Source organism: Paenibacillus sp. FSL W8-0186 (assembly GCF_037969765.1).
In the GTDB taxonomy this organism is placed as follows: Bacteria; Bacillota; Bacilli; order Paenibacillales; family Paenibacillaceae; genus Fontibacillus; species Fontibacillus woosongensis.
The window spans coordinates 2,819,317-2,840,000 of sequence record NZ_CP150207.1 but is presented as its reverse complement, the minus strand read 5'-3'; the positions used below and the strand labels follow the sequence as shown (position 1 = coordinate 2,840,000).

The following is a 20,684-nucleotide window of genomic DNA, read 5'->3' as shown; positions in this document are numbered from 1 at the left end:
GAGCGTGCGCGTTACGACATTTACGAATCTGGATAGGAACAGCATTTTTTCGAAAATCACTCCCGAAAGCGGCTACGCCTGCGTGAGGGAGTGATTTTTGTTTAATCTAAATATCCTCTCTCATTTCACATGCTGCAAATTAATCGATCAACCAGATGTCTTCTTTGTTTTGCAATGAGATGTAATGCTCCCCTATTTTTATCAATTGCTCCAAAATGGGCTCTAAACTTCTCCCGAAATCAGTTAATGCATACTCAACCTTCGGCGGTATCGTATTATATACGGTTCGTTCAATGATTCCGCTCTTTTCATGTTCTTTCAGGTCATCGTCAGTACATGCCTCGATATGCCATTAATTCTTCGCTGAAGTTCACCAAAACGTAGGATTTGTTGAAGTAGTTCATAGAATATTTAAGCTTCCATTTTAGAGGAACTCCCTGTAGTAAATATAATTGCATCAATTCCTAACTGAATGAATCGATTGCACTGTTATTCGAATTGTTTAACGGAACCAAGCGCTTCGGGGAATTGCGCCGTAGGCTGCATCCGATTAGTCCGAAGACGCTGACAGACCGGTTGCAGCCGATTTTCGCCGCCATGTGGACGTGGACTCAGCAGTATGGTAGCTATTTGCGTAACGAGACGGACGAAGGGGAATATAGCGGGACATGGTTGAAATGTTAAAGAGCAAAGGGACCCATCCACATCGGACGGGCCCCTGCTTCGTGCGATGAATAACGATTCCAGGTACACCAGCACAGGCTGGATCAGTCCCAACTCAAGTTGCTTTGTAGTCAGGCAGCAACTTAAGTCCCCCAGCCTTCTGGCCGCCCGATTATAGTCAACTAATTGAACTAACGTTTCCCGTTAACCCCAAACAGAAAACAGCCATCTCCTCCCTAGCGGACGAAAATGGCTGTTATGACGGTACCGGGCGGACGTATTTTCCGTCAGTGCGGCCTCGCGAGTTGCGTGCCGCGAACCGATGCCGCAGCGTATACGACAAGCGCTGTCCAGATGAGCGCAAAGCCGATGAGAAGAACCGGCGAGACTGATTCCTTGAACACGAATATGCTCAATAACAGCATGATCGTCGGCCCAATGTATTGTACGAAACCGAGCGTGGACAGCGCCATACGGGCAGCCGCTCGCGCAAAGAAAAGAAGCGGTAGCGCTGTTACCACGCCGGAAAGAAGCAGTTCGACGAACGTGGACACAGGTAGCGTCCATGCCGTCGTCTTTCCTACTGCGGCTAAATAGATCCAGTAGCCGAGCGCAATAGGAAGGACTACAGCCGTCTCCGACAGCAAGCCTACAGAAGCGTCTTGTCCGATCTTCTTCTTCGCGAGGCCGTACAAGCCAAACGTCGCGGCCAGTGTGATTGAGATCCATGGGAACCGTCCGTAGTCGATGGCGATGATGAGCACCGCTGCGCCAGCGATGGCAATCGCGAGCCATTGGCCACGGTTTGGCTTCTCACGAAGGAAGACAACCGCAAGCAACACGTTCAGCAACGGGTTCAAATAATAGCCGAGACTTGTCTCGACGACATGGTCGTTGTTGACCGCCCAGATGAAGATGAGCCAATTAGCAGCGATCAGCAGTCCGCTAGCGGTGAGCGACAGCAGGAGCGAGCGGCTAGCCGCAATCCGCTTCAAGTCACTCCAGCGACGCTGGACTGCTACGAGAATACCCATAAAGACGAACGACCAAACAACCCGATGTGACAGAATCTCGCCTGCCGGCACATCGTTAAACAACTTCCAATAAAGCGGGAGAACCCCCCACATGATATACGCGATAATAGCATTGACCAACCCGTTGTTCATAATCAATTTCCCTCTTCCCACTCCGATGTCTTAACGGATTATACGCCTCGATCATCGTTTTAGTAAAGGGATTTATACTTCGGAGCTTCCATGATACCTAATTGTCATTTTTGTACATTTCTAGTTTCAATACATATATGCTCGACTCAAGGTTATAAATGCCGAGTATTTCAGGCGTGACATCAAATGAATTCATATCGTCCACGATATCTTTCCGTCCACCAGACGCCAAGAGAACACCCCAATTCGCATGAGACTTTCCATCGGCAGTGATATTAGCGTCACTCATATCGGTGGTTAATACGGTAACACTTGCGCCGGGATAACAGACAAAAACACTGTATTCCCATGGATTACCTCCGTCATCAATCATGCTTTCGGATCGAACTTCGAAGACATTTGTTACTTCAAGTTTGAGTCCACCATAAGTAAATGTTTTAGTTTCTCCGTTTTGTGTCGAATTTGGTATCTGAGAAGGTGTTTGAGGTAACGTTGAAGTCGGTGTTGAACTCGAATTACTGCTGGGGTTCATAGATTCAGCAGGTACACTAGAATTGCAGCCGACTAGCAACATCAACATAGTGATTGTCATGGGTATTACCATAGCACGTAGCATTTGTTTGGAGTTGTTCATTATAAATTTCACCTTCCACAAATGATTCTGGACTTCGTACACCCATACAGATAAGCATTCTTATCTTAATAGACTTGCCTATCAGAGCCCCTTTGCATTTATATAAATCTTCAAATCGGCTGCCTGCTACTTTTGAAACATAGTCTTTTCATATTTCTCCAAATAATCAATTGGAATAGCAAGACCTACAGGGATAGATTGGTCCCCCTGTGATGTAATTGTTGTGGCATACACAACTGCAATAACATTCCCCTTATTGTTAATAACAGGGCTGCCGCTGTTTCCGTTATGAATTGGCGCCTGTATCATGAGCATGGGAAGCTTGCGACTCTCTAATGGGGTTAATCCTAGCACTGTGCCTTCAGTGGCGATTCGGTAGAATGCTAGCGGATTTCCGATGACATGAATAGGATCGCCCTCTTGATAGGCTATCTCTGTTTCCAATTGAAGTGTAGGCAGGTTGTTCGCATTGTCTCTAATTTTAAGTATGGAGATATCTATCTCGCTGTCACTTACGATAACATCTGCCGGATATGTTTTTCCATTTAAAAATTGGATAATGCCAGCCTTGTCGTCATCCATGACATGTTGATTCGTAATAATGAGTCCGTTTGGAGCGATATTAAACCCTGTACCTTTCCGACCGCCGGAACTAACATTAACAACGGCTTGCTTATATTGCTGGATCTGTTCATCTTGTGATAACTGTGCATCCTTTTTCAAAAACCGTATTGTCAGTAGATTATAAATCTGTGGTATAAAAGCAATTAGATTACCGAGCAGCAGAATGGCCAGCATAACAATAATTGTTTTTTTGATCCATGTTCTTTTAGGTCGGTGATTCAACTCATCCTCTTCAATGTCATCCTCCGGGTTCCAAAATTCTTCTCCCCATTCAAACGGGACATCGGTATCATTTACTGGATCGGCGGATGTTTTGGGATCATTCAGCTCATCGTTACGGATGGAAAACACCTCCCCTGCTAATGAGAAAGAGAATAAAAACAATGATTCAACATGATTATACCAAACCTTGACAGACTGTGATCGGAAACAAAAGGATATGCCACTCGTAGTAGTATGGTTTTATTTACAGTGTATTTAATTAAACATAAAATTAGAGCAGACCGTTTTAACCTCGGTCTGCTCTATTCAAGAGCTTATATTTTGATTTGACGTTGTTCTTTAACTGGCGGATGAAATTCCAGTTTTCCACTTTATTAACTCCTATATCCTCTTTTACTTATCCGATTTCCGGAATGGAATCGAACTCTTGAACTCATTAAAGTGTGACAATGATAGGACCATTTTTTGTAAGGATAATCGTATGTTCCATTTGAGCTACATAGCTTTTCTTTGTAGCAAAGGTCCATCCGTCTCCTTTTTGGAACACTTCTTCTTCAAAGGTAGAGATAAATGGTTCAAATGCGATAACCATCCCTTCCTTTAATAACTCATCATCCGTCACGATATCCCCTTCACGAATAACCCGATCTCCTGGAATTCCATGTGCCACTTCTTCATTAACACTAATACAAGTATAGCCAGGGAAATTATATTCACCTTTTGGAGCTGAAACTGCGCCTTCTTTCTTAAAAAGTTCTTCAGCTATATCGTCAAGCTCTTTTGTCGTTATGCCGGGAACTGTTCGTTGTACCCATTTATCTCGAATAGAGGCAACAATTCTGCCAATCTCCTTCAAACCATTAAAGTCTTCTTCTGTTTTTGCAATCATTTCGCTTATCTCACTTTCCTTTATTATTACCTATATAAGTGTTATTTTTTTGAGTTTAAATGTTCATTTTCTATTTGGCACAATAATTATCGCTAAAGGGGCGAGTCTTAGCAACTTTTTTTATAATCATCGCTAAATTTGCGGAACATAAGCAACTGATCATTCCAATGCAGTAGTACAATTAGTCCTTCCTGAAATAGTTTAATCGCGTATATTTGATTCATATATGGGGGGAATTGGAACAGTATTATGAGAAAGACAGGTTGCTAAACCTCTTCACTCATGAGATAATTTTAGTTTTCCTAATAAGAATATGATAGTGTCGGAGGCGTAAGCGTGGAGCGATATCCTTTCCCCTATGATCCCTCAGAACCGTTCGTCAAGCAGGTCGGCGATTGGGTTGCGGATGTTTTTTATGATGTGTTACCTGAACATGGATTTGATGTCCGTGATGAACAAATATTTATGGCTTACCAATTGGAAAGAGCCTATGCTGATAAGAAAACTATTTTTGCAGAAGCTGGGGTAGGCACGGGAAAAACACTCGTGTATCTGCTTTATGCAGTTAATTATGCAAGATATACACGTATGCCTGCAGTGATTGCCTGTGCAGATGAGTCGCTCATTGAGCAGCTTGTGAAACAGGAAGGAGATATAGCTAAGCTTGCCCGTTATTTGGATTTACAGATTGATGCGCGGCTCGGTAAATCCCCTGATCAATATCTATGTCTCAAAAAAATAGACGACGTTCGTCTTCAGGATGAAGATGCGGCGGTAATTGAAGACGTGTATGAAAATCTTCCTGATTTTGTTCATTCTCCAGGAACGATGCAATCTTTTTACCCTTACGGCGATCGTAAGGAATACCCACATCTGAATGATGAACAGTGGAATAAGATCAACTGGGATTCATTTCAGGATTGTTTTGTATGTGATAAAAGACATCGCTGCGGCATGACCTTATCTCGGGATCATTATCGAAAATCTACCGACCTTATTATCTGTTCCCATGATTACTACATGGAGCATGTGTGGACCTATGAGGGAAGAAAAAGAGAGGGTCAGCTTCCCCTGCTCCCTGAACATAGTTCAGTCGTCTTTGACGAAGGACATTTACTCGAATCGGCCGCACAACATGCCCTCAGTTATAAGCTGAAGCATAGTGCATATGAAGAGATTATTACTCGTCTTCTGGATGGAGAGATCAGAGAAACGCTAGCCGAACGAATTGAAGATTCCATTGATCAGAGTCAGCTTGTGTTTTCTCTGGTAGCGGAGCAAAGTACAGCGATACCCGGTTCTGATCGAAAACGAATCCACATGGATGAGAAGCTTCTAAAAGAACTGAATCGCTGGAAAAATACGATTGAAGCTATTGATGAAGAACTGGTCTTTGAGAGTGGCTTATATACGCTTGATGAATATAAGCTGCGTATCGTTGAAGAGCATCTGGAGATGATCCAAACTGCGCTTCATCTCTTCCGTGAGCCAGGTACCTACATTTGCTGGGCGGAAGAAAATAAGGACGGTACTGCTACACTTGCCATTATGCCGCAAACGGTCAAGGAAGTGCTGGAGGAACGGGTATTCGGACTTCAGATTCCGATTGTATTCTCTTCAGCAACCCTATCGGTAGATGGATCTTTTGATTACGTAGCGGGAAGTCTCGGTATCAGTGAATTTTTATCATTTTCCGTGGACTCTCCGTATGATTACGAGAAGCAGATGAAGCTATTAGCACCGAGTGAACTTCTACAATATAGAGAAATTAGTAGTGAGGTTGCTGCAGCGAAGAAGCTGGCTCTGGCGGCCAAGCTGATCAAACGTACCGAAGGACGAGCTCTATTGTTATTTAGAACAATGAATGAGCTGCGCGAGTTTAAGCAAGCCGCTTCGCACCAGCCATACTTTGAATCCTATACCATTCTGTATGAAGGTGACCGTGAGATTAGCAGTCTCATAAATGAGTTCCAAAATACAGAGGAAAGCGTGCTCTGTGCGGCAAGCCTATGGGAGGGTCTGGATGTACCGGGACCTTCATTATCCAATGTTATTATTTGGTCACTGCCTTATCCACCGGAAGATCCTGTATTTATGGCTAAACGGGAAGCGGCTGATTCAGCATATGAAGAAGTAGACCTGCCCTATATGCTGCTTCGCTTACGGCAAGGATTAGGTAGACTCATTCGCTCATCGACGGATCAAGGGAGTGCAGCCATCTTGGATGCAGAAGTTTTGCTCAATCAGCATGTCAAAGATAGAGTGGTAGCAGTATTACCGGCGGGAGCTAAACTTGAAGTAGAATCGTTGTAGTTAATGTGTGGTGCGCCTTTTTTGTCTTCCGACACGTTCCATTGTTTAGAACTTGCCAGTGAGGGTATGGAGGCCAAATTAGCGGCCGCATACGGAAAGAAGCCGCGGGGGTGATTCCCTCGCAGCTATCTCGTCAAACCAGTTTGTATCCACCTTTCCTCCTTGGGATTGAGGGATAATTCGTTCTTTTTCAGATGATCGAGATAATCGGATTGACGGTCAAAACGTTTTTCCCACTTACCACGAAGTGTTTCTAGCCAATCATCCGATGATCGTTATAATGGGTTGGAGGCCTGTTTTAGAAGCCCCGATAGCATGGTTAGATCCGGGTTGTCGCCTTCCCGCAGTTTAATCCACTTTCGTTCGGCAGGTCCTTCAAATCCCTTCGGAAAATCAATCCCGTTTGCATTCATGATCATGAATGCAATGGCGTCCTTTGAAGGCGAAATGACAGCTGCATAATGTCCATTTTTCAGAAAATGAGGTTTTTTGTATTGAATACGTTCTTCAGCCTCCGGAATCGTTTCATGAACCATGTTCCGCAGGATCGAACTGACCTCACCTTGCCACTTCGGCAGATTTTCAATGTAGGCAGTAACTTCCTGATTCACTTTATTATCCCTCCCATTTGGATATTGCGTTTCTCATGGACTGAATGTACCATCACAGGAATATTCTGGTCAATAAATAAGATAAAATTATTTTCGGGAATTCCCGGTAAGCATGGAGTTACTTTATTTTAATGACCACCTTTCCTTTAGCACTTCCTCCTTGCAGGTATGAGAATGCTTGAGCAGTCTCTTCCAAATGATACACCTTATCAATAACGGGCTTAATGTGGCCTACTTCAATGAATTCTTTTAAAACCTTTAATTGTGTTCCACTCGGTTTCATAAAAAGGAAATGATATCTTGTATGGTACTTCTTCTCAAGCGCTGTGATCTTACGGCTCGCGATGGACAAAATGGCTGTTTTCATCCATCCCAACTTTGCTTCTTTTCCGAATCTTGCGTTAGGCAAGCCAGAGATGGATACGATTTGTCCACCTGGCTTCAGGACACGGAACGACTTTTCCAAAGCCGCTCTTCCTAGAGTATCAAATACAGCGTCATACCCAGAAAGCATTTCTTCAAAATTTTCTTTTTTATAATTAATGATCAGATCGGCGCCCATCGATTTGACCAGCTCATATCCTTTATCGCTTGCTGTTGTTGCAACAAAAGCCCCCATCAATTTGGCTAATTGAATGGCGAACGTCCCCACGCCTCCTGAACCTGCGTGAATCAGAATTTTTTGGCCCTTTTGGAGATGCAAAATATCGGTAAAGGCCTGGTAAGTCGTAAGTCCGACCAGTGGAATAGAAGCAGCTTCTTCAAAGTTCAGATTCTGCGGCTTTAACCAAATATCTTCCTCGTGTACAGCAATGTATTCCGCCAATGTGCCGATACGGCTCTTGCGTGGTCTGCCATAAACTTCATCACCAGGTTTAAATGCACTCACCCGTTCGCCAACCTTAACTATAACGCCAGAGAAATCATTCCCTAAGATAAGAGGGAACTTGTAACTCAACAGGAGTTTTACTTTCCCTTCCTTAATTTTATAGTCGATAGGATTTAAACTGGCTGCATGAATTTCCACTAATACATCATGTTCACCGATATGTGGTACTGGTTGTTCTGTCATAACAAAGGGAACATTTTTACCGTATTTCTCAATGGTTATAGCCTTCATTCAATATCACTCCCGTTAAATGATTATTGGTTTAAACAAATAAACCAGTGACTTACTCGGATCAGGATTGAGTAGTCAATTATAATCGAACTATGAGTAATGAAAATGAAGCAGCTGCCAACCGGCAAACTGCTCCATCTAATCCCTTCAACTAACGCACCTTATTAGTTCAAATAAGTTAAATCCAAATCACATTAGACTAATTGTTAACCGCTATTAAATCGAATGTTGTCGGTGGACGCAGAGCTGTAAAATAGTAGTCCTCAGCCGGGTTCCATCTAAGATGCCAATCCAAATCGTCGGTCCCCTCTCTGATATTATGCCTGTGACGGCGAAGTGTTGGTGGTACATCCACTAGAACTGTAAGATGATTAATACCGGTTAGTTCAAGGAGGGAGCTATAATACCATCAAGGATAATTACCTTTGAAGGCTCAATCGTCACTAAGCGCGATTCCAAGCCCTTGTCAGATGAAAGAGAATAATAAGGATAATATTGGGCTTTCTTACCTTCTAGCAATGGCAATAATGCTTCATTACGCATACGTTGCCAGTCAATGCAACGACGGCATTTTTGCTCCAATGAGTATGTATCCCAATCGTTGTCTGGGAGAGTTGCATCAAAAAAGTCGTCGCAATGAATCACTGCTGCGCCCAACTGCGAAGCGACCTCAGCAGCAAGCGTAGATTTGCCTGCCCCACTTCCTCCGTCCAAAGAAACTACTAAAAGGATATTTGTCATTCAGACGGTGACTAATTGCAGAAACAATGGATTGAATAGCTTTCAATGAATTCTCAGACAAATGGTTCTTTTCAATCGTTAACATTCCCAAACTTTAAAAGAAATATTGAGCTAAGTATAACTGCATATCGGTGACGTCAACAAGGTAAAACTTCTTTATAATGAATCTCGTCGGTTGGTATGTTAAGCATTACTTTCATTATCGTTCGGAATTAATTCATACAAGGCACGAACATCACAACCGATGGAATCGGCGATCGATATGGCAATTTTGAGTGGCATCACTCTTTTGTTTTCTATAAAGTCGTAAATTCGTTCCGGTTTAAAAAGCAAGTCTTTTGCCAGCCATTCCGCTGACTTTCCGGATTCCATCAATCGTTCATTCAGTAAGCAACGTCCTAGTTCAAATTTCAAGAAGCGATGACCTCCCGCATAAGATAATACTTAACTTTAAGCGTTGTCCATTGCCAGCATGAATATACTTCAAACGGGGGCAAACAACGATGAAGCACCCCATGGGTCTGCCCAATTTATTCGGCGAATTCCATCGCCGGGCGTCGCTTTTTCAAGCCACGGAAGTAACTCTTTATCATTCATGGGGGCCCCTCCTGAACGTGTTACAACTATTAATTCGCTCGCATGGGGAAAAAGGTTCAGTAAGAGAATATACTTTTTCACAGAACTAATTTTTCTATATAGTAAATTATGTTTGCAACAAAAAGCCTCTCCCAAGTTCAACAAACTTAGAAGAGGCCATATTGCGGCTATCTCGTTCGATTGATTTTCAGTCAGCATTCCGTAAAAAATTCCAGTGGCTCCAGCGGTTTCAATCTTGTCGCTCGAAATAAACCGTTTGCCAGCAGAGGCGCGAACCGGGCCGCACTTGGCAGAAGCTGCTGAACGGCAGGCTCGCTCATGAGCCATTGCAGCAGGCTCCCCCATCTTAAAGGACTGGCGAATTCTTGCCGGATCGCTTGCGTATAGCTTTGTTTCCATTCCAGTAAAGAAATGCTTCCCCGCAAAAAACCGTCGGCGAGCGGAGCGCATAATGCGGCCGAGCGCAGCGCCATGGACATTCCGTCACCGCACAGCGGAGCGATCATCGCGGCAGCATCGCCTATGCGAGGAAGCCCGTCCCATGGCGAGGGCTTACGCTGAAGATAGACGGGAGCGATGGCAGCTTGCGTATCGTGGACGGGCACAGCCGTTGCAAGCCGCTCAGCAAGTCTCCGGTTGCGCTGAATCGCCGCTTCCAGAATGGACAACACCGATTTGCCCGTCTTTATAAATTCACTACGGTTAAGCAGCGCCGCAGCATTCACGCTGCCATCCTCAACCGGACATAATCCTAAGTATCCACCTTGGAAGAAATACATCTCAATCACCGGTTCCATCTTTAAACCGGCATAATGTGTTTTAACGCCAATGTAGGCTTGACGGCACGAAGCGGCTGCATCCGGACGTTGTCCTGCCTTCGCCATCCGCGAATTCGCACCCCAGGCCGTAATGACAGCCCTGGCATGGAACAGGTTCGTATCCGTGCCCTGCTTTGTACGAACGGTATAACCTTTTCCGTGCTGCTCAATTCCCGTAACCGTTGTAGATAAGTGCAGCTGTGCTCCAACCTGCACCGCGGATGCATGCAGCGCCTCGTCCATCATATATCGGCTAAGTCCCCAGGCAGCGCCAGGGATCGGAAGCTCGATTTCACGGCCCTGCTCGAAAATGAGCTTAGCCCGTTCAATCCGCGTCGGATGAAGAGACACGACCGTCTCGGTTAATCCAAGAGCATGCAGCGTGCTTTGGGCTTCTGGCGAAAGAAACTCCCCGCACACCTTATGACGCGGGAAGTGCCGCCGGTCGATCAAGGCCGTCTCCCACTGCTTTTCCGCGAGCGCCTTAGCGATACAGCTTCCCGAGATGCCTGCCCCGAGAACGACGACATCCACATCATGCTTCAATTCGATCAGCTCCGTCCGCTTAAATATGAATCTGGCTTACCGATCACCACTGCATAACGGAACAACGGTCTCCAGGAATACATGAGCTGATGGATTCCCAACGCCTGCTTTAGGCGCTTCCAATCCTGCGAGCGGAAGCCTTTGGCCACGGACAGAGGGCCGTCATTCAAGATATACCTGTTCGATGAAATCGCCCGGGTCGCAAGCCATACCGCCGTCCAAGCGATCCAATGCCGATGGATATCATTCACGACAACGCCAAGCCGGGCCGCCCGCAGCATACTTGCAACGGCATGGGGCAGCTCTTCCTCTGAAAAATGATGCAAAAGCTGTGTGCTTGTCACGATATCCGCTCTCGCCTCCGGGAGCGTAAATAAATTGCCGCGTATGACCTGAACGCGCGGCTCATCAATATACAATTGGTGTGCTTCGGCGCAGGCCTCTTCCGTCACATCGACTAGCGTAATCATCAAGGCAACGCCTTGCCGGGACGCCCACTGCAGAACGCGCCGATTCACATCACCGGAGCCTGCTCCGACATCTGTAATGGACAGCTGCTTCGGTTTGCCCGCCGCATGCCACAGCTGCTTAATTCCATATAGCGTTGGCGAGCTTGCCGCGAACAGCCGATTCAAGCGGCGAAGCTCCCGCAGTGCCTCGCGAAGCTCCTCCCCGCCACTTGTGAAATCATCCATGAGCTCAGCCGCCGACGCCCGACGATGCAGTTTAGGAAACATAATGCGCATTCTCCGTACGGCGCTTGGATGGTACGCTGGAAGCAACATAAGTAATTTTGATCATCTCCGCCGTTAACCCTGGGCCGAAGGCTAACGCAAGTCCGGATGCCCGCTCCGTACCTTGTTCCTGCAGCTGTTCCCTCATCTTCTTCATGACGAACAAAATCGTGGCGGAGGACACATTTCCAATGTCCCGCAGGACACCGAGACTTGGCGCAACCTGTTCATCCCTCAGACCATATTTCGATTGCAGCGCTTCGACAATGCCTTTGCCTCCCGGATGAATCGCCCATAATTCGGGAGGCTCGTCACCACCGAGGTGCGCTACTTCGGCTGGAACATGATCGCCAATCAATCTCGGAATATTCGGGGACAGATATAGGTCAAACCCATCATTGCCGACCTCCCAAATCATTTCATCTGCACACCCAGGCAGCAGTACCGAACGATCATCGCCAAGCTGGTAAACATGCTGATGCTGTGAAGATGCCACGCCGATTACGCAAGCCGAAGCTCCATCGCCGAAGAAAGAAGCGCCAAACAAAGCTTCCCGATCCCCGGTAGGCTGTATATGGAGAGTGCACAATTCCACACACACAATCAATACGTTCGCGTTCCGGTCCCCGGACACGAGCTGCTTCGACAAACATATCGCCTTCATCCCCGCAGCGCATCCGATGAACGTGAGCGGGATTCGCATAACCGAAGGCGTAAGCCCTAGCTCTCGAATCAATACTGCATCGATGCCGGGAAGGAATTGGCCGGTACAGCTAACCGTGATCAGATGCGTGATCTGCTCGGCAGCCATCTTCGAATCCGCTAAGGCCGCTCTCGCCGCAGATAAAGCGAGGGGGACGGATTCCCGCTTATAGACCGCCATCCGTTCTGCCGTCGAGGGCACTTTCGAACGATCTTCTTGTGGCATGTAACGGCATGCCGAAGCTTCTTGCAGCAGTTCCGGCTCGCATGTATACCGGCTCTCGACACCGCATTGCTTAAATATTCTTCTGGCCCAACGGGCTGAGTCCGGGTTACTGCTCAGCGCGTCAACAATCCGTCGTGCCGTGTCAGCCTGGTCCATGCGATAAGGCGGCAACGCGGTACCGATACCTGTGATAGCAATCATTGGTCTTACAGCTGCCATTGCATCATTGCCTCCTTAATATATGTTTACGGCTCCAACTCTACAGTGCTTGAAGTTCTTTCCAAAGCCGTTCTCATCAGCTTACCCATCTTATGAACGTGACAAAACCCAGCCCGGTTCGGACTGGGTTTTGTCTAAAGTAGATGCTAGGGGTTTCCCAGGTGGATTAGACTTCTCTCCCCGCCTTATTTCATATTGTCCGCGGACTCTGGTGCCACAGCCGCCAAAGACGTGAAATAAGCCTGAAACTTCCGGTTCAACCATAGGGAAGCTGCAATAAACAACGCCACGCCAATAAACTCGACAGGCTGGTGGATAAAATCGGACAGATGCGTTCCGATATAGGAAATGCAGAATACCATAACTCCTTTGCCTAGAATGATGGCTGCCGCAAAAGGAACCGTCCGCATTCGCGTTAATCCCGCTGCCATGTTAATGACGACGAACGGTCCTATCGGGAGCAGGCTTAAGAGAAAAACGAAGCTAAATCCGTTCCTCTGCGCCCACAGCATTGCCTTCTGTACTTTCGGTTTGGCCGCCCAGCGCCGAATAAAGGGGGTATCCGACGCTTTGCGAATCAGCCAAAACGTAAGCAAGCTGCCTGTTACGAGGCCGATCCACGAGTATAAAAAACCCAGCCACAACCCATAGATGGCTGCATTAGCGCCAACGATCACGATGGTAGGCAGTGGCGGAACGAAAGATTTCAGAAAAGTTAACAGTATACCGGGCAGGGGTCCCAGCGAGCGGAAGCGTTCCAAAAAGAGTTCGATGTTTTGCTCCGTAAAATATTCCATTATGCTGATATCCGCGCCAAACATTAAATGTGATCCCTCCTATAACTCCACGTGATTTACATTATACTATAGGATCACTTTTTTTCCGGGCGTATATATTCGTTAATTCAAAAGGACAGGTTTGAGAATGCTTATATCTTAGTATCAGTCCTTTTATTCGCTGAATACTCCATCGTCACAGTGTTTTTTGAATACCTTTTCTAGGTTGCTCAAAATGATGTCTTTCCCCCTCTCCGATAATCTCAGGTGAGATTGTCTTTGGTGAGTCGAATATGCAGCCTTAAATGACTTTTTAGGTGTCGGATATAAGTCAGCATAATAATTGCGACAAAGCTCCTTTAAGGAAACACCGTGTTTGATTGGAGCCATTACGAAGCAGGTTTCTTGGAGCTTTATGTAGTATGGGTACTTTCCTTTGGTTCGAATGTAAAAAGGGTCATCCGGGCCAATAGTATGAATTTTTCCTTCTGCTCTTCCATATCCCACGATAATCGGTGTTTCTTCTTTTCCGTTATCGCTGTGAACGGCAATAAAAACAAGGTCGCCTTTCTTTATACCCTTCGGTTTATTTCCGAAAAAGGTAACGTCTTTGTCTGGGTATAGCTTGTTTTTTCTTACTAAGTAGACATCGCTAGATGAAACTCTTTCATTCCCATTACCTTCAAACTTGATCCAAATACCGGTCTGATTCATGTTAGAACCGTTTTCATTAAACCACTCTTCCACGAAATCTATTTTTTCTTGGCCAAATGGTGGTTTGGCGGGAGCTTCCTGGTCTATTTCTGCCCCCCACTTATAGTCGTTAAACGTTTCTTTCTTTTGTACTGTCTTTTTGGATTGTTTTATGGCCTGAATTTCATTCTCCAGCTGAGTTAAAGTGATTAACCAATCGCCACTTCCTGAATTTTTCATACTGGATAACAAACCATCAAAGTAACTCTTACATTCTTGTGTGAAGTCTGGTTCGTCCTCCATGAAAATACCAAATTCGTGATTCTTGTAAAAACCATTAAAGGTAAAGTTAAAAGATCCTGTAATCACAGAATGAGTATCAAAAACGTACAATTTAGAGTGCAAATCCTGGAGTGCATATATCTCTGCGCCTGCAGTAATTAATCTTTTTAGGCCTGAAATGCTGCTAGCTCCCCTTATAAAGTCCTCGCGATAAAATCGTGTGATAACAGTGCATTTAAGTCCTTTAGTGGTTTCAATATGCTGAGCAAGAGCTATTGCAACCTTATTTCCAATGTACGGGGAAACAATAAGGAGTTGCTCAGATGATCGTTTGAGAAGAGTACGAAATTTATTTCCGAAGCCATTGTCTGCTATTTTTACGCTCATATATGATCTTACTCCCAAATAATTATATTTAAAATAAATTATACCATGGGGTAAAATCCATCAGTTTTTCCTCACGATCCACGAACGTAACCGCCCCTTGTACGAACTCGATTAGCGCTTGAAGCCCGGCATGGCTACCTCCGATGACGATACATCTCAAGTCGTTCATCATTCATCAGCTCCTTTACATTTTGCACATAAAACAATGTAAAGGCTTGATTTGTCACATCGGAATCCTTCATAATAGTTTTTTTGTATCCTCTGGTATCCTCATCGTATCAAATCCTTTCAACACCCATGAGATACTGGACTTTAGTCGAGGTCAACTACCTCCCAGGGTCTATTCCGAATCACTGATATTTTCATTAAAATATAGTCAAGTTTTCTTAGAGGAGCGATGGATGATGAATTACGAACATAAAATAAGGAGGGAACTGGCCGACTGGGAACAAAAAATGTTCAAAGCGCCGGGATGGCTGGAAAAAACATCAAAAACTATCGGAAATCGAATAAATCACTTCATTCCACCGAAAGTGCATGACATCATTACGACGACCATCCGGTCGATTGTACGCACAGCCCTATTCGGCGCGGAATATACGCCTAGCCGTTCGGTAAAATACTCTCCTGACCTCGAGTCTGCCGATCAAGAAGCAAAGGAGTTGTTTGCGCTGTACCAAAAAATCGCAGTTGCCGAAGGTGCCGGCACTGGAGCAGGCGGCATTGTGCTTAGTATGGTAGACTTTCCGGCATTAATAGCGATCAAGATGAAATTTTTATTCGAGCTAGCGCATGTTTATGGCTATGACACCAAACACTTTTCCGAGCGGGTGTTCATTCTTAAGGTATTTCAAATGACGTTTTCAGGGCCTGAAAATCGTGCCAGGCTGCTCTCTTCCATCAAGAATTGGCATGTTGAAAAAGAACAATGGCTCTCCGACGCCGATTACTCCCGCAATATGGACTGGGAGACATTTCAGATTGAATATCGCGACGCGATGGACTTCCGGAAAATGCTGCAGATGCTGCCCGGGATCGGCGCTTTCGCGGGAGCATGGGCAAATTACACCATTCTCGAGGAGCTGCGCGAATTCGCCATGAACGCGTACCGGCTTCGCAGGTTGCATGATGATTTCGCGGTTTTGTGATGATAAGCTCCCTCCTCTCTACCGCGAAGGATTTCCGGTTCTTAAGTATGAAGCAAAATTTCGATTCTTGTTCCGCTACGCAGCTCGCTTTCTACATGGATTTCCCCTCCATGCGCTTTCACGATATCGTGCGCGATGGCCATGCCGAGGCCGGATCCTTTATGCAGCTCTCCCGTGTTCGTTCCACGATAATAACGGTCGAAAATCCGTTCCAGCTCTTCTTTCTTGATTCCTTTGCCGTGGTCCTCGACAATGATGCGAACGAAATCCCTTTCCTTCTCGACACTGACTTCAACGGCCACATTCTCATCGTTATGAACGACTGCATTGTAGATCAAATTGGCGACCACACGGCGAATCAGAATTTCATCGGCCTCGACGAGGATCACTTCGTCGCTGTACTGGAAATTGATATTCCGGTTGCCATACCGGGCATCGTTTAACGTATCGATGACGGCATTCCGGACGAGGCTGACAATGTTTACGCTTTTCGAATTGAGCGTCAGTTCCTTGTTTCTCAGACGGGTGGAAAGGTTCAGATCCTCGATCACATCTTTCAAATAAAGCGACTTCCGTTCAATGATTTCTGCGTAATCCCGCATTTCCTCGACCGTAAAATCATAATCCTTGTCCCGCATCATTTCGGCGTACCCCTGAATCGAAGCAAGCGGCGTTTTGATATCATGCGAAATGTTCGCGATCCACTCCTCTTTCATCCGGTCCAGCTTTTTCCGTTCCAATTCGCTTGCCCGCAGTTCCTCGGTCAGCACGTTGACATTGTAAAACACGTCCTTGTAGACACCTTTCGTTTCGTAGTGCACTCGGTAGTTTTTATGGGCCAGCTGTTTAATCCCGTCAATGAGTGAGGAAAGCGGCTTGGTTAACCTTTTACTGAACAGATAAGCGATGCAGAGCGCGATGAAGCCGTCGACGCAAAGCAGAGTGAGGATTCCAATTTGAAGCAAGCGTCCGACCTTCCGGATATCATAGGTGAGAATATTCCGCTCCAGATAAGGGTCCTGAAAGCCGATCAAATAGCTGTAGCGTACCCCGCGTTCCTGCTTTTCCCCGATAAAAACGGTCGACATCAGTTCTTTCTCCATATACTTATAGGTCTGGACGATATCCAGCGGCGTATATTTGGTTTTGGCTTCAGTCGGCACACGATATCCATAGACTTGATTGCCATTTCCGTCCAGAATTTGAACCCAGGCGTGATTGCGCTCCAGCGTTTCTTGCCCTTGCACGGTAATGGCCATCCCCGATTCTGACATAACGATTTCTTTACTGAATGAACGGGTGATTGATTCGGCTGAGGCCTCATCTTGATAAAACGGGTGCTGGGGAGATACTTGCTGGTATATAAAAAGCCCGGTTACCACTATAATGTTAATGAAAATGACGACGACAACAATCAGGACGACGGATGCCAGATATCTGCCGGTCAGCCGCCATTTCATTGCGCCGATTCCTTCAATGCAAGCTTATATCCCAGTCCCTTTATGGTCACCAAATATTGCGGGTTTGAAGGATCCTCCTCGATCTTTTCCCTCAGCCGCCGAATATGAACCATGACGGTATTGTCATAACCGAAGGATTCCTCTCCCCACACCTGATCGTACAGGCTTTCCTTGCTTATAATCCGGTTCGGGTGCTTCAGCAAATAGCTAATGAGACCAAGCTCTTTCGGTTTGAGCTCGATGACTTCGCCGTTTTTCTTCAGTTCGAATTTGTGTTCGTCAAGCTCAAATGGTCCGGCTTTCAAGGTGTGCTCGTTCAATCCCTCTTCCGGGATGCTCTCGGCTCTTCGGAAACGTGCTTTGATTCGAAAAGCCACTTCCTTCGGACTAAACGGTTTGGTGATATAATCGTCGCCACCGATAGCAAATCCGAGTATTCTATCGATTTCCTCGTTTTTGGCCGACAAAAAGAAAATTGGCACGTTCGAAACGCTGCGGATTTGTTTGCATACGTCATACCCCTCGCCATCCGGAAGCATAATGTCCAATATGACGAGGTCAGGCTGCTTGTCCTGAAACTGAAGCCAGCCTTCGTTCGCCGTAGCGGCGGTATATACGTGCTCGAACCCTTCCTTGATCAGCACCGTTTTAAGGAGCTTCAAAATATCTTCTTCATCGTCCACGATCAATATTTTCTGACTTAGCGGCAATTGGTTCGAACTCCTTTCTACAAGCAGGGAAAAAGACCGGCAGCTAAAACCTGCCGAGTCTTCAGTAATCATCTTCCCCGCCCTGCCATTACTATAACCATATATTGAAATGGGTGTTTTGACCAGCGGCTTTCTTTTTATTATTATTCGCCGAAAAATTTCGCTATCGGGTTAGCGATCTTTTTATCTGTTGCGACTTGGCCTGTTTTGTTCAAAACGTAATATTGATAAAAGTCGCCGCTAAAACCGAGCGATTCTAGCATCTGCTCCGCAAACGGCTCAACCGCGTTGTCGCTCAAGGCGTCACCGTTCCAGAATAAATGCAGCAGCAGGCGGTTTTGATTGTAAGGATGCTTAATGATATATGCGCCCGAAGATGCTTTCTGGTTCATCTTGGTTTTCCAGTCGAAGCCGATGGCCTTCGATTTCTGTATGATTCCGGGTTTAAGCGCCTGGATGAGTCCGTTCGTTTTCGCGCTGCCGATGGCAATAATATTGCTGTTTGGCAGCTCCTTTTTCAGCTTATTTTTGAGTGTTTGCCGATCGGAAATCACCTCATGCGGAATGCCCAACACCTCCAGAAATCCTTCGAGCTGTTCCAAGATTGTCTGCTGCTGCTTTTTCGCTATGCCGCTGGCCTGATCACTCACCACGATCGTCAACGGTTCGCCTTGTAGCGCCTTATCCACGATGCGGCTCATCGTTTCCGCCGGAAGATTCGGAATTTGGGACAGGGTCAAATGGTACGCGTCTTTAAACTGTTCACGCAAATAAGTGGCTTTTTCTGTCTCAGACAATTGGTATTCGGGCTTTAGAGCAAACTGCGGATCATGCAGCGCCTTGTCCATTTCCTTTCGCGCTTCTTCTCCTAGCGTATCCTGGATGGTTTGCAGCAACCCGCTGATCGTCGCGTTTTTGTACTGGTACCGCTTGAAATATTCCTGCATGAACGCATCGAATTTGTCCTCGCCCACCATGCGGTACAGCTGGTAGATGGCCTGGCGTCCTTTTTTATAAAAGACCGGGTTGGCCTCGCCCCCCGCTTCCGTATTGTTTGAGGCGATCGGCTTGTCTATAAAAGACACATCATCGATTTGGATCGATTTGAACCCGTTCAGCTCATCGCCTTGTTTTTCCGCAAAATACACCATCGAAAAATCGGCAAACCCTTCGTCCAAAAACGACTCTTTCTCCGAATTGTTGCCGATTAAAGCATGAAACCATTGATGGGCAATCTCGTGCACGAATGTGGTATCATGTGCCGGATCGCTATTCGGCCGGATTTGCCCCATTTGGATGACCCGGGCAAACTCGACCGCCACACCCTCTACGTACGACTCTGCGATCCGGAACTCAGAGTATGGATATTTCCCGTATTTTTCACTGAAAAATTGAAAAGCCTTAAAAGCGGTGTCGATGTATTCATCGACGATTTTTTTCTTGTTTGGCATATTGTCGAAATAAAAATATTCAATCGTCAAGCCGTCACGCGTTACGCTCTCCACCTTATAATTCGGGCTGGCAAAAAAGACATGCTCCCGGGTGTTATCGGCAACAGCGGTAACAACTTTCCGGCCGGGCTCTTTCGGGTCCGCCTGCGTGGTGATCGTCCCTGGCATCAGCACTTGATAGGCTTCCGGCACGTTAATATGAACTTCGAAATCCGATGAATCGTAATAATCGGTTTCGAAGGTCTTGCTGTACGGCTTGTTGTCCCACTCCTGTTTGTTCTCGTCGTAGACCGACATGACCGGGAACCAATGTGCGCCATTGATAATGTCTTTGTAGTAGGACAGGCGCTGCATGCCGAAAGGAATTTTCACCTCAAAACCGATTTCAACCGTCACCGCTTCCCCAGGCTTTAGCTCCTGCTTCAATTCAACGGTCAGAGCCTGATTGCTGTTTGAAAAAGCCAAAGATTGTCCGTCAGCCGCCGCGCTGCGAATGTAGATGCCGCCAAGAAAATCTTCCGGCTTCTTCTGCGGATTTTCCTTCTGGATCTCCTCGTTGTTTTGCTCAAACATCGAAGTTTGGGTCGTTTTGGACCGGTTGGCATCGGCATACGTATGGAAGACGATCTTCCGCAGCGTATGGTTGGACGTGTTCCGGTAAGTGACGGTCTCGTTTCCATGGATGCGCATATTCTTCTCGTCTAGCCTTGCGTTGATCCGGTATTGGACCTGGGCATGCGCTTGCGTCATTTCTATGGATTCAGTGGATGCGACGGCGGCTGGTTTTGCAAGCGCTTGGCCAGCGCCGACGACCGGACAGGCCGCAAGCGTAAAAGCCAGCGAGTAAGTCAGCGTTTTTTGTGATACAGATTTAAAGTTTTTTCGATACATCGGATTCTCTCCCTCGTACACATTTTTAGTAGACTATATCCAGATTCCCCGTATAAAGAGC

Annotated in this window: 22 protein-coding genes (1 of these 22 running past the window's edge); 4 read left to right on the top strand and 18 right to left on the bottom strand. The window is 46.2% G+C overall.

The genetic code is table 11. The annotated features are described in order from the left end of the window. A protein-coding gene (locus tag MKX50_RS12770; protein WP_213588328.1) for a hypothetical protein crosses the window boundary here: on the top strand, positions 1 to 36 show its end. The gene continues 309 nt to the left of window position 1, outside the view; the window shows 36 of its 345 coding nt (coding positions 310-345); its start codon lies beyond the left edge, outside the window; it ends in the stop codon at positions 34 to 36. Between the two features lie 103 nt (positions 37 to 139). On the opposite strand, the gene MKX50_RS12765 is transcribed toward MKX50_RS12770, so the two are convergent. Then, positions 140 to 271 carry a winged helix-turn-helix transcriptional regulator gene (locus tag MKX50_RS12765; RefSeq protein ID WP_244996335.1) on the bottom strand — a complete coding sequence of 44 codons (132 nt, stop codon included), beginning with the start codon at positions 269 to 271 and terminating at the stop codon, positions 140 to 142. Between the two features lie 197 nt (positions 272 to 468). On the opposite strand from MKX50_RS12765, the gene MKX50_RS12760 reads away from it, so the two are divergent. Continuing rightward, positions 469 to 684, top strand: coding sequence for a winged helix-turn-helix transcriptional regulator (locus MKX50_RS12760; protein ID WP_213589346.1), 216 nt, complete (start codon positions 469 to 471; stop codon positions 682 to 684). 266 nt (positions 685 to 950) lie between these two features. On the opposite strand, the gene rarD is transcribed toward MKX50_RS12760, so the two are convergent. The 4 genes from rarD to MKX50_RS12740 form a co-directional block, all read right to left on the bottom strand. Continuing rightward, entirely contained in the window at positions 951 to 1,829 is an 879-nt protein-coding gene (rarD, locus tag MKX50_RS12755; protein WP_339160113.1) for an EamA family transporter RarD, read from the bottom strand. A gap of 97 nt (positions 1,830 to 1,926) precedes the next feature. Further along, a complete protein-coding gene (locus tag MKX50_RS12750; RefSeq protein ID WP_339157135.1) occupies positions 1,927 to 2,463 on the bottom strand; it encodes a hypothetical protein in 537 nt (178 codons plus the stop codon). Between the two features lie 126 nt (positions 2,464 to 2,589). Next, positions 2,590 to 3,438, bottom strand: a complete 849-nt coding sequence (locus MKX50_RS12745) for a serine protease (protein ID WP_213589348.1) — start codon at positions 3,436 to 3,438, stop codon at positions 2,590 to 2,592. Between the two features lie 307 nt (positions 3,439 to 3,745). Next, positions 3,746 to 4,198, bottom strand: a complete 453-nt coding sequence (locus MKX50_RS12740; protein WP_339157134.1) for a M24 family metallopeptidase — start codon at positions 4,196 to 4,198, stop codon at positions 3,746 to 3,748. Between the two features lie 336 nt (positions 4,199 to 4,534). Here MKX50_RS12740 and MKX50_RS12735 point away from each other — a divergent pair, with 336 nt between their 5' ends. Next, the gene (locus MKX50_RS12735) at positions 4,535 to 6,511 is read left to right on the top strand and encodes an ATP-dependent DNA helicase (RefSeq protein WP_339157133.1); all 1,977 of its coding nucleotides are present in this window, start codon (positions 4,535 to 4,537) and stop codon (positions 6,509 to 6,511) included. A gap of 275 nt (positions 6,512 to 6,786) precedes the next feature. On the opposite strand, the gene MKX50_RS12730 is transcribed toward MKX50_RS12735, so the two are convergent. From MKX50_RS12730 to MKX50_RS12685, 10 genes are all read right to left on the bottom strand, one after another. Next, positions 6,787 to 7,122, bottom strand: a complete 336-nt coding sequence (locus MKX50_RS12730) for a DUF1801 domain-containing protein (RefSeq protein ID WP_213588333.1) — start codon at positions 7,120 to 7,122, stop codon at positions 6,787 to 6,789. A 118-nt stretch (positions 7,123 to 7,240) separates the two neighbouring features. Next, positions 7,241 to 8,242: an NADP-dependent oxidoreductase gene (locus tag MKX50_RS12725; RefSeq protein ID WP_213588334.1), complete on the bottom strand. Its 1,002-nt coding sequence runs from the start codon at positions 8,240 to 8,242 to the stop codon at positions 7,241 to 7,243. Between the two features lie 381 nt (positions 8,243 to 8,623). Beyond that, positions 8,624 to 8,983: a hypothetical protein gene (locus tag MKX50_RS12720; RefSeq protein WP_339157132.1), complete on the bottom strand. Its 360-nt coding sequence runs from the start codon at positions 8,981 to 8,983 to the stop codon at positions 8,624 to 8,626. A 183-nt stretch (positions 8,984 to 9,166) separates the two neighbouring features. Continuing rightward, complete coding sequence (locus tag MKX50_RS12715) at positions 9,167 to 9,397, bottom strand: XRE family transcriptional regulator (RefSeq protein ID WP_213588336.1); 231 nt, start codon at positions 9,395 to 9,397, stop codon at positions 9,167 to 9,169. A 374-nt stretch (positions 9,398 to 9,771) separates the two neighbouring features. Next, on the bottom strand, positions 9,772 to 10,944 hold the full coding sequence (locus tag MKX50_RS12710) for an NAD(P)/FAD-dependent oxidoreductase (RefSeq protein WP_339157131.1): 1,173 nt from the start codon (positions 10,942 to 10,944) through the stop codon (positions 9,772 to 9,774). Between the two features lie 5 nt (positions 10,945 to 10,949). Further along, positions 10,950 to 11,681 (bottom strand): methyltransferase domain-containing protein, encoded by a 732-nt coding sequence (locus MKX50_RS12705; protein WP_339159939.1) that lies wholly within the window; start codon positions 11,679 to 11,681, stop codon positions 10,950 to 10,952. Continuing rightward, positions 11,671 to 12,825, bottom strand: coding sequence for a type III polyketide synthase (locus tag MKX50_RS12700; protein WP_339159938.1), 1,155 nt, complete (start codon positions 12,823 to 12,825; stop codon positions 11,671 to 11,673). Before MKX50_RS12700 ends, MKX50_RS12705 begins: the two co-directional genes overlap by 11 nt. A 185-nt stretch (positions 12,826 to 13,010) precedes the next feature. Further along, entirely contained in the window at positions 13,011 to 13,646 is a 636-nt protein-coding gene (locus tag MKX50_RS12695; RefSeq protein ID WP_339159935.1) for a TVP38/TMEM64 family protein, read from the bottom strand. 129 nt (positions 13,647 to 13,775) lie between these two features. Continuing rightward, positions 13,776 to 14,963: a phospholipase D family protein gene (locus tag MKX50_RS12690; protein ID WP_339159934.1), complete on the bottom strand. Its 1,188-nt coding sequence runs from the start codon at positions 14,961 to 14,963 to the stop codon at positions 13,776 to 13,778. Between the two features lie 28 nt (positions 14,964 to 14,991). Beyond that, positions 14,992 to 15,135 carry a hypothetical protein gene (locus MKX50_RS12685; protein ID WP_339159932.1) on the bottom strand — a complete coding sequence of 48 codons (144 nt, stop codon included), beginning with the start codon at positions 15,133 to 15,135 and terminating at the stop codon, positions 14,992 to 14,994. A gap of 232 nt (positions 15,136 to 15,367) precedes the next feature. Here MKX50_RS12685 and MKX50_RS12680 point away from each other — a divergent pair, with 232 nt between their 5' ends. Next, positions 15,368 to 16,111: an EcsC family protein gene (locus MKX50_RS12680; protein ID WP_339160111.1), complete on the top strand. Its 744-nt coding sequence runs from the start codon at positions 15,368 to 15,370 to the stop codon at positions 16,109 to 16,111. 41 nt (positions 16,112 to 16,152) lie between these two features. Here the strand turns inward: MKX50_RS12680 and MKX50_RS12675 are convergent, their stop codons facing one another. From MKX50_RS12675 to MKX50_RS12665, 3 genes are all read right to left on the bottom strand, one after another. Further along, on the bottom strand, positions 16,153 to 17,571 hold the full coding sequence (locus tag MKX50_RS12675; RefSeq protein ID WP_339159929.1) for a HAMP domain-containing sensor histidine kinase: 1,419 nt from the start codon (positions 17,569 to 17,571) through the stop codon (positions 16,153 to 16,155). After that, positions 17,568 to 18,281 (bottom strand): response regulator transcription factor, encoded by a 714-nt coding sequence (locus tag MKX50_RS12670; protein WP_339159927.1) that lies wholly within the window; start codon positions 18,279 to 18,281, stop codon positions 17,568 to 17,570. Before MKX50_RS12670 ends, MKX50_RS12675 begins: the two co-directional genes overlap by 4 nt. Positions 18,282 to 18,424: 143 nt before the next feature. Further along, positions 18,425 to 20,623 (bottom strand): M1 family metallopeptidase, encoded by a 2,199-nt coding sequence (locus MKX50_RS12665; RefSeq protein WP_339159925.1) that lies wholly within the window; start codon positions 20,621 to 20,623, stop codon positions 18,425 to 18,427. Between the last annotated feature and the right edge of the window lie 61 nt (positions 20,624 to 20,684).